This is a genomic window from Rhizobium sp. Root1203, from assembly GCF_001424945.1.
In the GTDB taxonomy this organism is placed as follows: Bacteria; Pseudomonadota; Alphaproteobacteria; order Rhizobiales; family Rhizobiaceae; genus Rhizobium.
The window spans coordinates 212,092-226,371 of sequence record NZ_LMCW01000001.1; the positions used below are offsets into that span (position 1 = coordinate 212,092).

Consider the following 14,280-nt stretch of genomic DNA (forward strand, 5'->3'; position numbering starts at 1 on the left):
GTTCAGACTGCCAGGACCCGCTGCGACGGAAATGCAATTTCCACAAGCGTGCCTTCGTTCGGCGTCGAGCTGATGGCGAAGATCGCCCGGTTGGCATCGACCATTGCCTTGGTCAGCGGCAGGCCGAGCCCAGTGCCTTCCCCCCGGTGGCGCGATTGGGTCGAGACCTGGCGGAAGGGCTTCATCGCCTGGTCGAGCTCGCTGCGGGTCATGCCCACACCGGTGTCGCGGATGCGAAGGACGACGCTGCCGTTCGTCTCGTAGGACGTCGACACGACGATCTGGCCGCCCGAGGGTGTGAAGCGGATCGAGTTCGAGAGGATATTCAGGGCGATCTGCTTGATGGAGCGCAAGTCTGCGACGACATCAGGGACGGCATGCGACAAGGCCGTGCGGATGATAACGCGCTGGCTGTTTGCCTGCGGCTGCAGCAGGGCCACGGCCTCGGAAATTGCCTCGTTGAGGCTGATGGCTCCGAAATCCAGATCCATCTCGCCCGCTTCGATCTTCGAAATGTCGAGCAGATCGTTGACGATGTCGAGAACGTGCCGACCGGAGCGCCCGATGTCGTTCGCATACTCGACATAGCGCGGATGGCCGATCGGCCCGAAACGCTCGCCGGCCATCATGTCGGAAAAGCCGATGATGGCGTTGAGCGGCGTCCGGATCTCGTGGCTGACGCGTGCGAGAAAATCGGTCTTGTGCGCATTGGCGGTCTCCGCAGCGCTCTTGGCGCCGCGCAGTTCGTCTTCGGTGCGCTTCCACTGGGTGATGTCGCGGATGACGGCGCAATAGCCGCTCGAGGAAGTCAGGCGGCCCATCGTCATGAACAGCGGCACAAACCCGCCTGCCGCCTCGCGGCCGATCACTTCGCGGCCGTCGTTGAGTACGCTGGCGACGCCATGGCCGGTCAGGCCGTTCAGATAGTCCAGCACCGCCTTCTGGCTCTCATGGGCAAACAGCATGACGAAAGGCTTGCCGCGTGTCTCCTCCTCGTCGTAGTTGAACAGCGCGCTGGCCGAGCGGTTCATCGAGCGTATGTCGCCGTCGGCGCCGATCACGACGACACCATCGGTCGCCGTCTCCAGGATCGACCGCAGTTCCTCGACCTCGACCTGAAGCTTGGCGACCTTCTCGATCATCCGGTCCGCGGTCCGTGATTCTGCCGGGGACATATCGCGGGCAGGCACCGAAGCGTCGTTCTCGACAGGCATCAGCGCAAGCATGAGCGCACTCGACTCCTCCCAGCGAATGGATTGCAGCCGTGCGGTGACCGGAACGAGCCTGTCGTCGACGGTTACCAGCACCATCGCACCCGGGCGTCCGACCTTCTCTTCGAGGTCATGCCGCTGCAGCAGCGCGTCGATGCCGCCGACGTCGGACAGCTCCTCCAGCGAAGAATAACCGGTCATTCGCATGAACTCCGGATTGGCATGGATCAGCTGGTCGCCGGCATGGATAAGAACGGCGACCGGGAGCTGGTCGATCATCCTGGCGGAAAACCCGTCGGTCATCTTCACCCGGGGCGGGATGAAGCTTGCCAGTATGTCCATCTGGCTGGCGGTTTCTTCAAGGCCTTCGGTGACGCCTTCGTCGGCGGGTTCCTCCGGCGGAGAGGGTTCGGCGGCAGCCACTGCTTCGAGTAGCGCCTCTTCCTCGCCTGCCGGCTCAGCAGCCTGTTCGACGATCTCGTCCGCGACCTCATCGGGCTCGACAGCTGCCGCCGTCTCCGCCTTGGTCACGCTGCCGCTGGGCGCAGCTTCTTCCTCGGCGCGTACGCCGAAGGCTTCAAGGCGCTTGGCAATCTCGTGGAAATTCGCCTGTTCGGCCGATGTCAGACCCGGTCCTGCCCCGTGGAGCTGAACGATCTTGTCGGTCAGGCGCCGGCTCGGGCTCTCGACAAGCCGCAATGCAGGAGGCTCGGCACGTGGCAACGTGGGCTCGGTTTGCGGCAAGACTGGTTCAGCTTGCGGCAAGACTGGCTCGGGCAGGGGCAAGACTGGCTCGGGTTCGGCGGCGGCCGCGCTTTCTGCGGGTTCGTCCGGCATGACCGTGTCTTCGTCGGCCGAAAGCTCTGCGGTCTCGGGCTCTGCGGTCTCGGGCTCGGCGCTCGCGGATGGAGCAGGAGCGGTCTCTTCCTGTTGCGCAGGCGCGGTCGTCTCCTCTTCGGCCAGATCGGTCGGTTCATCGACCGCGACCGCGTCGGATGCGATGTCATGCGGCCCGAATGTCAGGCCAAGCGCCAGGGGGTCTTCCGCCGCGTCAGACAGGCGAACGACGCCGAAGCCGCGAAAACCGTCGAATTCCCGGCTTCTCGTGTAGGTCGGCAGAGCGGCGAGATCGACCGGTACGGCAAGGCTCGTTCCCTCGATCGGCCAGTTGATCGTCTTGCCGGACCAGGTATCGCGGCGTGCCAGTGCTTCTGCGATCTTGCCTTCCTGATCGAGGTTGAAGAGCGCAGCGATATCGCTGAAGGCGACGCCGATGATATCAGCGGAATGCGGGCCGACCGCGTCCGCAAATTCGCCGGAAACCTCGCTGAAGCGCCCTTCCGCATCGATCTTCCAGACGAAGCGGGTCGCCCGGCTGTTCGGGTTGAAGACGAATTCGCCCTTGTCGTTGGCAGCGGTAACTGCCGGCACCGGTTCAACGGTGGTTGCGGATGGGCCGTCTTGAGGCACGTCCTGAGCTGCCTCTTCCGTGACAGGGTAGGCGTCTCTCACGTCCTGTGCGGCAGCCATCGGTGCGTCGGCCGCTCCGGCAGCAGGGCTTTCCACTTCTGGCTCAGGGGCGATCTGCGCCTCCGGCTCATCGAACGGCTCCGTCGCATCGTCGCCGCCCGGTTGAACGGAGGCCGGCTGATCCGAGGCCGGCGGAAGCGGGGCTGGCTGATCTGCCGTCGACTGGCCTGAATCGATATCAGACTGTTCGGCGGTCTCGGCCTCCTCGCGCAAGGGCTCGGCGTCCAGTGCCTCTTCGGCAATGGCCGACGCCTCCGCGGCATCCGCATCGGCAGCGATGCTCTCCTCGGGCGCGTCGTCGAGGTCTTCGATCCCGGCGATGGCATCGATCGCGTCGGCAAAGGCAGGAGCCGTCGGCGCGGCAGTATGGTTAACGGCGGTTGTGGATAAATCCGGTTCGTCGAGCGGGTCGAGCCGCCCGAGAACGGTCTCCACGGCGAACAGGAGGTTGAGGGCAGGGTTGTCGCTGATTCGCCCGACAGCGGCCGGAAGGTAGCCCTTGCCGGTCGCCACCGGGCGTTTCACCAATCCGTGCGGATGCTCGGCGGCGAGCGTCGTCAGCGCCTTCGCCGTCTGCCGCGTAACGCCGAGAGAGGCGAAGCCTGCCGATGCCGCGATGATCTCGCCGTCGCCGCCGATCACCGCCATGTGAGTATCCGGATCGTCGAGCCCCTTCAGCATCTGTGCGGCAGATTGCTCGTTCGAGGAAGGGCTGGACGAGAAGGGCAGGGACAGCAGGATTGCCTGTTCGCCGGATGAAAGCCCAATCAATTCAACCGCCGCCTGCGCCGGAATGCGCTGAAAGCCCTGAGCGATGCGGATCATGAAATTGCGGCTTCCGCCGACACCGTCCAGCGAGTGCGCCGTTGCTTCCAGTTGCCGAAAGGTGATGTCGGTGCGATTGATGCCCTGTTCCAGCAGGTCATAGACAGCCGATTGCCCAAACAGTTCCGCTCCCGCACCGTTCGCCCATAGCGCACGGGAGAGGTCCGCCGAGAACAGCACCAGCGCGTCGCCACGAGAGAAACGCTCGCGCACACGGGGATGCACGGCGATATCGATGAACGGATACTGGACTGCGGGCATGATTGAACCTTTAGTCTTCGGAGATTGGCGAATTAACGGTCTATTAATAACGACAGGTCTGAAAAGGGTCCAGCAGACAGGCCGGGTTTCGGCTGGAAAGGTTAACGCCTTGTGCGTCGCACAAATATGTTGCAATGCACAATAAACTCGTCTATATAATAGCTACCGAACGAACGAGGCAATCAAGATGCCGAGACACAAGGAGCGCAAAACCGTGGCGAAGATCGACGACGTTTTCTCTATCTCTTCTTTGGACCCTTCGAAATTCGCTGACTCGTTCCGCGATTTCGCCGAAAAGGGCGCACTGCAGTCCCGCGACGCCTTCGCCAAGATGAAGGTTGCCGGCGAAGAAGCCAGCAAGACGCTTGAAACCACCGTGCAGACCGCACAGGCTGGTGCCGCCGAAATTGGCCACAAGGCGATCGAAGCCCTTCGCACCAATGCCGAAAACTCCCTGACGCACCTCGACGCACTGCTGTCCGTCAAGTCCGTAGCCGAATTCTTCGAGCTGCAGACGACCTTCCTGCGCAAGCAGGCTGAACTGACGATCGAGCAGGCAAAGGCGATGCAGGAAACCTCCAAGCAGGTTGCCGAGAAGCTTGCCCAGCCTTCCAAGGAAGCGGCTGAAAAGGTCATGGCGTCCTTCAAGGCTGCCTGATCCTGTCCCCAAGACCACAAAAGGCTGGACCCTATGTCCGGCCTTTTTGTATATTGAGGGGAGATAGGGCTTGAATTAATTTTCAAGTCCTCGTATGTGAGCCCCGTCGCGCCAAGCGCGATTTGTGCGGTTGTAGCTCAGTTGGTTAGAGCGCAGGTTTGTGGCACCTGAGGTCGGAGGTTCGAGACCCCCCAACCGTACCATTTCTTCCACGGGATGAGATTTTCGGCATAAGCGGACAGCAGCAGCGTTCGTCTTCTTGAACCGCGCCGCTGCGATATCCGCCCGCATGTCCGGTCAATGCTTCATCATCAGCGGTATCGTTGCGCGCGACAGCAGGTAGCGGGTGACGCGGCCGAGGAGAAGCTCCAGGAAATAGCTGTGCTTGAAGGCGCCGATCAGCAGGCAGGTCGCGCTCTCCGACCGCGCGAAATCCAGGATGGTTTCGCCGACCGATCTGTTTTCAGCCCGCAGCGCAACGACGGGTGCCTGAAGCCCGAGTTCAGCCAGCAGCTCCTTTGCCGTCTTCTGGTACGTGCCGTCGGCGGTGTCGTTGACGCAGAGAACGGTGATCCGGTCGGCGGCGGCCAGCCAGCGTTTCGCCGCGATCACGGCACTTCTTGCATGGTGGTGCGGCTTCCAGCAGATCACCACATGACCCAGCAGGTGTCCGGCGTATCTGCCCGGCGGCGGCACAAGCACGAGCTTGCGCTCGTTGAAGATAATGGCGTGGAAGGCGTCGCGCGCGTCCAGATTGCCATGGCACGGAGAAACCACAAGCGCGCTCTCATGACATTGGATCGCGACGCAGCGGTCGAGATCGCCGCGGCAATCGTCCATGAGCAGCTCCCTGCGGTCGGGACCGCCGCGCCTCCAGCTTTGGAAGATCCGGTTGACCAGTTCGAAACGCTGCAGGGACGTGCCTTCGGCAAGATCCCTCAGCATCTGCAGGTCGATTTCCTCCGGAGAGACGATCATGCCCAGTGGCCTCGCCCCGACGTGAGCGGCGGCCATGCTGCCGTGCACAGCCTCCGCCGCGTCCTCGGCAATATCCAGGCAGATCTTTGCGGTTTCCGGATCCGGCAACAATGCCAGGACGTCGGCGTGGTTCGTCGAGGGACTGGGATAGCCACCGGTTCCGATGGCTGTCCCGCTCGTAGGCGGTCTGATTTCGCTGCTGAACATGGCGGACCTGCTCGATGTCGTATCGCCCGTATTGGTCAATGGCTGGTTTTGCTCTATCATCACGACGGGCCGCGACGTCAGTGATTCTACTCCTGCATCGTGCAAGTCGCAACGTCATCCCGTTGTCGCTAGAGCCCTGAAAATACTTGAAGTGTGCACGCCCGACGGGTCGCTTCGATGCAGATGACGTCGCTCTCGAACGCTTGCCGCGGCCAGATTGTGCGTTGCCGCCCCAGGCGAAGGTTGCAATCCGAAAATCGGTGTCTACTTAAGCCGACACACCCTGATACGCCCTGCTTCACCAGGATTTGGTTATATTGCGTTGCAAAATGTGATCGAGAATGCCATTTTCCGCCCGGGGGTGAATTCAGAGTGATTTTAGAAGGAGACTTTAATGTCCATTTCGCTCAACAATCTGGATAAATCCAACGTAGAGGCTGTTTCCGCAATCCACGCCTCGGCCGCAATTAGGGCGGCACGAGAGGCCATCGGCTACAGCGTCGACGATCTTGCGGTCACCTGCGGTCTCCTCGTGAGCGAGATCCAGGAGGTCGAGAATGGCGAGGATACGGATCCTGCCAAGCTGAAGCGTATCGCTGCCGCGTTGCAGATGCCGCTGACGGCGTTCATTCCAGAGTGATCGTAGGCTTGCTGGGCCGGCAGGGGTTTCCCCGGCTGGCCCCGCCTCTGGCGGTCAGACGCCGAAGTTCCGTTGTATTCCTGTTGATTGTCGCTCGAAGCCGTGGTGTCCCCCGGCTTCGTTTTTGATTTCTGGGGCCTGAAAATGGAACCGCTCCTGCCGGTCCGGCGTTTGCCTCTGGACGGGAGAATAAAATGTCGAAAACGCTTCTATACGGCGCGACCAAGGTGGACGAGACGAACGTCGCATATGCAGCTGCCGCAAGTCTCGAACAATTCCAGTGGAAGAACCGCGTCATCGTTATCTTCGCCGATCGCGACAATGCCCGGTCCGCGCGCCAGGAAAACCAGCTGCTCGCCAATCGATCGGCGCTTGCTGAGCGGGATATAGTGCTCCTGAAAGTCGTCGGTGGGAACGTGCGAGTGCTGTTTGGTGCTGGCGAGGCGCTCGACGCCGAGGCGATTGCCCGGGACCTTGCTGCCGCCCCAGGCAGCGAAGCCAACCAGGCCAGCGGTGATCCCCAGACCGGAGAATTCGCCGCCGTGCTCGTCGGGAAGGACGGCACGGTCAAGCTCAACGTGCATGAACCGATCAGCAGCGCAGAGCTCTTTGCGATCATCGACGCCATGCCGATGCGCGCTGCGGAGGGCGCCGCATCCGACAAGTCCTCGCCTGATTGAAGGCGCAGTCGAAGCCGTCCGGCCGAACCATCAACTCTGTCGTGAGGTCGGAGAACGGCAAGGAGTAGAGCATGTCCGTGCCCAACGAACCGATTCCCCCGCTGCCGCCAGGCCGGGTCCCGGAGCCACCCATCAAGGAGCCGGAGCCCGACGTGTTGCCGGATGAGCTGCCGAATCCCAATCCCGACGAAAACGACGCGCCTGCCAAGCACGCCTGAGGTCTCAGAGGAAGATATGCCGCTCGGCGCCGACCAGTTCCTGCAGGAAGTCGACCACGGTGCGGACGCGGACGAGGTCGCGGGCGCTTTCGTGATAGGTCGTCCAGTAGGCACGCTGGATCGAAACCTCCGGCAGTATGCGGATCAGTTCGGGATAGTGACGGGCGATATAGTCGTGCAGGATGCCGATGCCGGCGCCTGAGCGGACGGCCTCGGTCTGGCCGATGGCCGTGGAGATTTCGAACGACGCATCCCAACTGCGCATGACGGAGGAGGAGAAATTGAGCGATGCCGTAAAGATCAGGTCCTCGACGTAGCCAATTCGCGGATGCGTCTTCAGCGCGTCGATGTCGGAGGGCGCGCCGTGGGTATGCAGGTAGTGCCGTGACGCATAGAGCCCCAGAGTATAGTCGGTCAGCTTGGACGAGACCAGGCGCCCCTGTTCCGGTCGCTCCAGCGTGATCGCAATGTCCGCTTCGCGCTGCGAGAGCGAAAAGGAACGCGGCACCGGCACGAGCTGGATCCGCAGCTCCGGATGACGCTGGATCAATTGTCCGAGGCGCGGCGCGAGAAACGAGACGCCGAAACCGTCGGGTGCGCCGATGCGCACCGTGCCGGCAATAGTGCTGTCGAGATGGCCCAGGCTTGCCTGCGCACGCAGCATCTCTGTTTCCATCCGTTCTGCGGCGTGCAGGAAGATCTCGCCTTCTGCCGTCAGCTCGCAGCCGTTGGTACGCCGCACGAGCAGCCGTGTCTTGAGCCTTTCTTCCAGTGTGGTGACGCGCCGGCTCAGTGTCGCATGATTGACGCCGAGCCGCTTCGAGGCGGCAAGTATCTGTCCTGTCCGGGCTACAGCGAGGAACATGCGCACATCGTCCCAGTCCAAAGCGACCTCCGGCTTTAATTTTTGCACAACGGTTGATTATATCAGCTCATTGATTTGTGCAAATTGAAGTGCGATTGTTCGCCATCCAATAAATCAAGAGGAGGCACATCCATGCGTGAGATCGGTCATTTCATTGGCGGCAAGCATGTCGCTGGCACCAGCGGCCGTACGAGCAACGTCTTCAATCCGGCAACGGGCGAAGTGCAGGCGACCGTCGCGCTGGCAAGCGAGGCTGAACTGGATGCGGCCGTTCAGAACGCCAAGGCCGCGCAGCCGAAGTGGGCAGCCACCAACCCGCAGCGCCGTGCGCGCGTCTTCATGAAGTTCGTGCAGCTGCTGAACGAAAACATGGACGAACTGGCCGAGCTTCTCTCCAGGGAGCATGGCAAGACGATTGAGGACGCCAAGGGCGATGTCATCCGCGGCCTCGAAGTCTGCGAGTTCGTGATCGGCATTCCGCACCTCGCCAAGAGCGAGTTTACCGAAGGTGCTGGCCCGAACATCGACATGTATTCGATCCGCCAGGCCGTCGGCATCGGCGCCGGCATCACGCCGTTCAACTTCCCGGCCATGATCCCGATGTGGATGTTCGCGCCGGCCATCGCCTGCGGCAACGCCTTCATCCTGAAGCCCTCGGAGCGCGATCCGTCCGTGCCGATCCGCCTTGCCGAACTGATGATCGAGGCGGGCCTGCCGGCCGGCATCCTCAACGTCGTCAACGGCGACAAGGGAGCCGTCGATGCGATCCTGACGCATCCGGATATCTCGGCCGTCTCCTTCGTCGGCTCGACGCCGATCGCCCGCTATGTCTATGGCACGGCTGCAATGAACGGCAAGCGTGCGCAGTGCTTCGGCGGCGCCAAAAACCACATGATCATCATGCCGGACGCAGACCTCGACCAGGCTGCAAACGCCCTGATGGGTGCGGGCTACGGCTCGGCCGGCGAACGCTGCATGGCGATCTCGGTTGCCGTTCCCGTCGGCAAGGAAACCGCGGACCGCCTGATCCAGAAGCTGACGCCGATGGTCGAAAGCCTGCGTATCGGCCCCTACACCGACGAAAAGGCCGACATGGGTCCTGTCGTCACCAAGGAAGCCAAGGAGCGCATTCTCGGGCTGATCAACAAGGGCGTCGAGCAAGGCGCCGATCTTGTCGTCGACGGCCGCGATTTCAAGCTGCAGGGCTATGAAAATGGCCACTTTGTCGGCGGCTGCCTGTTCGACAATGTCACCCCGGATATGGATATCTACAAGACCGAAATCTTCGGACCGGTTCTATCGGTCGTCCGTGCCAAGAACTACGAGGAAGCCCTGGAACTGCCGATGAAGCACGAGTACGGCAATGGCGTCGCGATCTACACGCGCGACGGCGATGCCGCCCGCGACTTCGCCTCGCGCATCAATATCGGCATGGTCGGCGTCAACGTGCCGATCCCGGTTCCGCTCGCCTACCACTCCTTCGGCGGCTGGAAGTCCTCGTCTTTCGGCGACTTGAACCAGCACGGCACGGACTCCATCAAGTTCTGGACCCGCACCAAGACGGTCACAAGCCGTTGGCCCTCGGGCATCAAGGACGGAGCCGAATTCGTCATGCCGACGATGAAGTAAGGCCTGCAACCGGCTGGCTTTGGAACCGGGCTCCGCAGGGGGCCCGGTTTCGTTTGAAACAGTGGCAATCCGCCTCACATAAGATGAATATGATTTTCATATTTTGGAATTGTTCAAAACTATCAAAGCCACTATATACAGTTCTCAACGAGAACGATTCTGGAGATCGGCATGCGTTTGACGAAACAGACCAACTATGCGGTTCGCATGTTGATGTACTGCGCTGCCAATGATGGATATCTGAGCCGCATCCCGGAGATTGCCAAGGCCTATGGTGTCTCCGAACTCTTCCTGTTCAAGATCCTCCAGCCGCTGAACAAGGCGGGGCTGGTGGAAACGGTGCGTGGCCGCAACGGCGGCGTTCGCCTCGGCAAACCCGCCAAGGATATCAGCCTTTTCGACGTGGTGCGCGTGACCGAAGACAGCTTCGCGATGGCGGAATGCTTCGAGGACGACGGCATGGTCGAATGCCCGCTGGTTGACAGCTGCGGACTGAATTCGGCTCTGCGCAAGGCGTTGAATGCATTCTTCGACGTGCTCGCGCAGTATTCCATCGACGACCTCGTGAAGGCGCGGCCGCAGATCAATTTCCTCCTCGGCATCACGGGCGAACAGGCATATCGCAAGCCGCCGGTGGCGGCTCCGGCCGCCTGACGCAATAACAGCGCCGGATTTGACGCAGCCGCAGCACCCTGGGTGTCTGCGGTTGTTTGTTTTTGGGGTTTCGGCCAAAAACTCTTGGCATGCCATTGCCGGTTTGGCTCGGACGGCGCGAAAATATACCAAATGTGACGAAATCCCGGCTTATTCAATGCGAATATTTCCAAATACGGCCTATTTTCGGCGGAAAATTACTAAAGTTGCCTCTCTGGAAAAATTTTCCACACAGGTCGTTGATTTCAGCAAATAAATATCGTTCCATCTGCCGTCGATCCGGGTGCCTATCCGGGATCTCAAAACTTATAAAAGAACAAACCTGGGAAACGAAATCATGAAAAAGATCTCTGTCCTCTTGGCAGCGACCGTCTTGGCTTCTGCCATGGCGTCGGCGGCTTGGTCGAAGACGCTTGTTTACTGCTCCGAAGGATCGCCGGAAGGCTTCGATCCCGGCATCTATACGGCGGGCACCACCTTCGATGCGTCGTCGCGTACGGTCTATAGCCGCCTCGTCGAATTCACCCACGGCAAGACCGAAGTCGAGCCGGGCCTCGCCGAAAGCTGGACTGTTTCCGATGACGGCACGCAGTACACTTTCAAGCTGCGTCCGGGCGTCAAGTTCCAGACGACCGATTTCTTCACCCCCAGCCGCGATCTGACGGCCGACGACGTTGTCTTCTCGTTCGAGCGCCAGCTGAAGGCTGACAGCCCGTGGGCGAAGTACGTTGCCGGTGTTTCCTACGAATACGCAGCCGGCATGGGCTTCCCCGAGCTGATCAAGTCGGTCGAGAAGGTCGATGATCTGACCGTCAAGTTCACGCTCAACCATCCGGAAGCGCCATTCCTCGCCGACCTCGCGATGGACTTCGCATCTGTCGTCTCCAAGGAATATGCCGACAAGCTCCAGGCTGACGGCAAGATGGAACAGATGAACCAGATGCCGCTCGGCACCGGTCCGTTCACCTTCGTTGCCTACCAGCCGGATGCCGTCATCCGCTACAAGGCCAACGAAACCTACTTCAAGGGCAAGGAAAAGATCGACGATCTCGTCTTCGCGATCACGCCCGATGCGTCCGTCCGCGCACAGAAGCTCAAGGCCGGCGAATGCCACATCATGCCTTACCCGAACGCCGCGGACGTCAAGGACCTCAAGGCCGACTCGAACCTCAAGGTTCTCGAACAGCCGGGCCTGAACGTTTCCTACCTCGCCTACAACACGCTGCAGGCACCGTTCGACAAGGCTGAAGTGCGCCGGGCGCTGAACATGGCGATCAACAAGCAGGCGATCGTCGATGCCGTCTTCCAGGGTGCCGGCCAGGTTGCCAAGAACCCGATCCCGCCGACGATGTGGTCCTACAACGACGCCGTCAAGGACGACGAATACAATCCGGACGAAGCCAAGAAGATGCTTGAAGCCGCTGGTGTCAAGGATCTCAGCATGAAGATCTGGGCAATGCCGGTTTCGCGTCCGTACATGCTCAACGCACGTCGCGCCGCCGAACTGATGCAGGCCGACCTCGCAAAGGTTGGCGTCAAGGCCGAGATCGTCACGCACGAATGGGCAGAGTACCTGAAGCTCTCCAAGGACAAGGCCCGCGATGGCGCCGCGATCCTTGGCTGGACGGGCGACAACGGCGATCCGGACAACTTCCTCGATACGCTCCTCGGCTGCGAAGCTGTCGGCGGCAACAACCGCGCGCAGTGGTGCAACAAGGAATTCGACGCCCTCGTGAAGAAGGCCAAGAAGACTGCCGACGTCGGCGAGCGCACCAAGCTCTACGAAGAAGCGCAGGTCCTCTTCAAGAAGGAAGCGCCTTGGGCGACCATCGACCACTCCACCGAGTTCGTGCCGATGAGTGCCAAGGTTTCCGGCTACGTGCAGGATCCGGTCGGCGTTCACCGCTTCGATGGCGTTGATATCGCCGAATAACCAAAACTATGCGAAGATGCCCGGCAAGACCGGGCTCGGCCGGCGGTCAGGTTTGATACCTGACCGCCGGACTAATATGGACATATGCCATGTTTCGATTTTTTGTCGGGCGCCTTGCGGTCCTGATTCCCACATTCCTCGGTGTTTCTCTGATCGCCTTCTCGTTCATCCGCCTGCTGCCCGGAGATCCGGTCATGCTGATGTCGGGCGAGCGCGTCATGGCGCCGGAACGTCATGCCGAAATCATGCACGACCTCGGTCTCGACCGGCCGGTCTACGTTCAATACCTCGATTACCTCGGCAACGTGTTGCAGGGCAATCTCGGGTCGTCGATCGTGACCAAGCGCCCTGTTCTGCAGGAGTTCGGCACCCTGTTCCCGGCAACGCTGGAGCTGTCGCTCTGCGCCATGCTGTTTGCGATCCTGCTCGGCGTCCCCGCCGGCATATTCGCAGCCGTCAAGCGGGGGACCTGGTTCGACCAGGGTGCCATGGGCGTGGCGCTTGTCGGCTATTCGATGCCGATCTTCTGGTGGGGCCTGCTGCTCATCGTGCTGTTCTCCAATACGCTGCACTGGACGCCGGTATCCGGCCGTATCGGCCTGATGTACTTCTTCAAGCCGGTCACCGGTTTCATGCTGATCGACAGCCTGCTGTCCGGCCAGGCCGGAGCTTTCAAGTCGGCCGTCCTGTCGCTGATCCTGCCGACGATCGTTCTGGGCACCATTCCGCTCGCCGTTATCGCGCGCCAGACGCGCTCGGCCATGCTCGAAGTCCTCGGTGAAGACTATGTGCGTACGGCCCGCTCCAAGGGCCTCGCACCGCTTCGCGTTGTCGGCGTCCATGCATTGCGCAACGCGATGATCCCGGTCGTCACCTCGATCGGCCTGCAGGTCGGCGTTCTGCTGGGCGGAGCGATCCTGACGGAAACGATCTTCTCCTGGCCGGGTATCGGCAAGTGGATGGTCGATGCGGTCTTCAAGCGTGACTATACCGTCGTTCAGGGCGGTTTGCTGCTGATCGCCGGCATCATCATGCTCGTCAATCTGATCGTCGACCTCATGTACGGTCTTATCAACCCACGCATCAGGCACTAGGAGCGGCTCATGAGCATGGCAAACACCAAGTCTGCCCAACCCTCCGCTCTGTCGGAGTTCTGGTATTATTTCTCCCGCAACAAGGGTGCGGTCATCGGCCTCGTGGTCTTTCTCATCGTGCTGTTCATGGCGATCTTCGCGCCGTTGATCTCGCCGCACGATCCGAACATTCCATCCGGCTTCCAGCGTCTTCCTCCGGCATGGTCGCCAAACGGCAATAGCGCGTACCCGTTGGGTACCGATGCCGTTGGCCGTGACATGCTTACCCGCCTGATCTACGGCACCCGGTTCTCGCTGTTCATCGGCCTTGTCGTCGCCTCGCTGTCAGCGGTGGCCGGCGTGCTGTTCGGTCTCGTCGCCGGCTATTTCCGCGGCCGTACGGATACGATCATCATGCGCGTCATGGATATCATCCTGGCGTTCCCGTCGCTGCTGCTGGCCCTGGTGCTGGTTGCCGTGCTCGGCCCGGGACTGCTGAACGCCATGATCGCGATCTCGATCGTCAACCAGCCGCACTTCGTCCGCCTGACGCGTGCGGCGGTGATGAGCGAGCGCGAGAAGGAATACGTCGTGGCGTCCCGCGTGGCCGGTGCCGGCACGTTACGTCTGATGTTCAAGACGATTCTGCCGAATTGCCTGGCGCCGCTGATCGTTCAGGCGACGCTCGCATTCTCCGCTGCGATCCTTGATGCAGCGGCTCTCGGGTTCCTCGGCCAAGGCGCGCAGCCGCCGACGCCGGAATGGGGCACGATGCTGGCAGATTCGCGCGAATTCCTCCAGAGCAACCCCTGGCTTGTCACGTTCCCCGGTCTCTGCATCCTCATCACCGTTCTGGCCATCAACCTGATGGGCGACGGCCTGCGCGATGCGCTCGATCCCAAACTGAAGAGGTCCTGA

Annotated in this window: 12 protein-coding genes and 1 tRNA gene; 10 read left to right on the forward strand and 3 right to left on the reverse strand. The window is 61.2% G+C overall.

Annotation, left to right across the window (positions count from 1 at the left end; all coding sequences use genetic code 11):
• Positions 1–2: 2 nt before the first annotated feature.
• Complete coding sequence (locus tag ASC97_RS01090; RefSeq protein ID WP_057466509.1) at positions 3–3,827, reverse strand: ATP-binding protein; 3,825 nt, start codon at positions 3,825–3,827, stop codon at positions 3–5.
• 187 nt (positions 3,828–4,014) lie between these two features.
• On the opposite strand from ASC97_RS01090, the gene ASC97_RS01095 reads away from it, so the two are divergent.
• Positions 4,015–4,485 carry a phasin gene (locus ASC97_RS01095; protein WP_057466510.1) on the forward strand — a complete coding sequence of 157 codons (471 nt, stop codon included), beginning with the start codon at positions 4,015–4,017 and terminating at the stop codon, positions 4,483–4,485.
• A gap of 126 nt (positions 4,486–4,611) precedes the next feature.
• A tRNA-His gene (locus ASC97_RS01100) sits at positions 4,612–4,688 on the forward strand.
• Positions 4,689–4,782: 94 nt separating this feature from the next.
• On the opposite strand, the gene ASC97_RS01105 is transcribed toward ASC97_RS01100, so the two are convergent.
• Positions 4,783–5,670 carry a universal stress protein gene (locus ASC97_RS01105; RefSeq protein WP_082529866.1) on the reverse strand — a complete coding sequence of 296 codons (888 nt, stop codon included), beginning with the start codon at positions 5,668–5,670 and terminating at the stop codon, positions 4,783–4,785.
• Between the two features lie 394 nt (positions 5,671–6,064).
• Here ASC97_RS01105 and ASC97_RS01110 point away from each other — a divergent pair, with 394 nt between their 5' ends.
• The 3 genes from ASC97_RS01110 (at position 6,065) to ASC97_RS34545 (ending at position 7,208) form a co-directional block, all read left to right on the forward strand.
• Entirely contained in the window at positions 6,065–6,310 is a 246-nt protein-coding gene (locus ASC97_RS01110; protein WP_057466511.1) for a helix-turn-helix domain-containing protein, read from the forward strand.
• A gap of 194 nt (positions 6,311–6,504) precedes the next feature.
• Positions 6,505–6,990, forward strand: coding sequence for a DUF4174 domain-containing protein (locus tag ASC97_RS01115; RefSeq protein ID WP_057466512.1), 486 nt, complete (start codon positions 6,505–6,507; stop codon positions 6,988–6,990).
• Between the two features lie 71 nt (positions 6,991–7,061).
• A complete protein-coding gene (locus tag ASC97_RS34545) occupies positions 7,062–7,208 on the forward strand; it encodes a hypothetical protein (RefSeq protein ID WP_200959424.1) in 147 nt (48 codons plus the stop codon).
• A gap of 4 nt (positions 7,209–7,212) precedes the next feature.
• Here the strand turns inward: ASC97_RS34545 and ASC97_RS01120 are convergent, their stop codons facing one another.
• Positions 7,213–8,094, reverse strand: coding sequence for a LysR family transcriptional regulator (locus ASC97_RS01120; RefSeq protein ID WP_057466513.1), 882 nt, complete (start codon positions 8,092–8,094; stop codon positions 7,213–7,215).
• Positions 8,095–8,205: 111 nt separating this feature from the next.
• Here ASC97_RS01120 and ASC97_RS01125 point away from each other — a divergent pair, with 111 nt between their 5' ends.
• The 5 genes from ASC97_RS01125 (at position 8,206) to ASC97_RS01145 (ending at position 14,280) form a co-directional block, all read left to right on the forward strand.
• The gene (locus ASC97_RS01125; RefSeq protein ID WP_057466514.1) at positions 8,206–9,702 is read left to right on the forward strand and encodes a CoA-acylating methylmalonate-semialdehyde dehydrogenase; all 1,497 of its coding nucleotides are present in this window, start codon (positions 8,206–8,208) and stop codon (positions 9,700–9,702) included.
• A 171-nt stretch (positions 9,703–9,873) separates the two neighbouring features.
• Positions 9,874–10,356, forward strand: coding sequence for an iron-responsive transcriptional regulator RirA (rirA, locus tag ASC97_RS01130; protein WP_057466515.1), 483 nt, complete (start codon positions 9,874–9,876; stop codon positions 10,354–10,356).
• A gap of 337 nt (positions 10,357–10,693) precedes the next feature.
• Positions 10,694–12,289 (forward strand): ABC transporter substrate-binding protein, encoded by a 1,596-nt coding sequence (locus tag ASC97_RS01135; protein ID WP_057466516.1) that lies wholly within the window; start codon positions 10,694–10,696, stop codon positions 12,287–12,289.
• Positions 12,290–12,378: 89 nt separating this feature from the next.
• Complete coding sequence (locus ASC97_RS01140; RefSeq protein ID WP_057466517.1) at positions 12,379–13,383, forward strand: ABC transporter permease subunit; 1,005 nt, start codon at positions 12,379–12,381, stop codon at positions 13,381–13,383.
• A gap of 9 nt (positions 13,384–13,392) precedes the next feature.
• Positions 13,393–14,280 (forward strand): ABC transporter permease subunit, encoded by an 888-nt coding sequence (locus ASC97_RS01145; RefSeq protein WP_057466518.1) that lies wholly within the window; start codon positions 13,393–13,395, stop codon positions 14,278–14,280.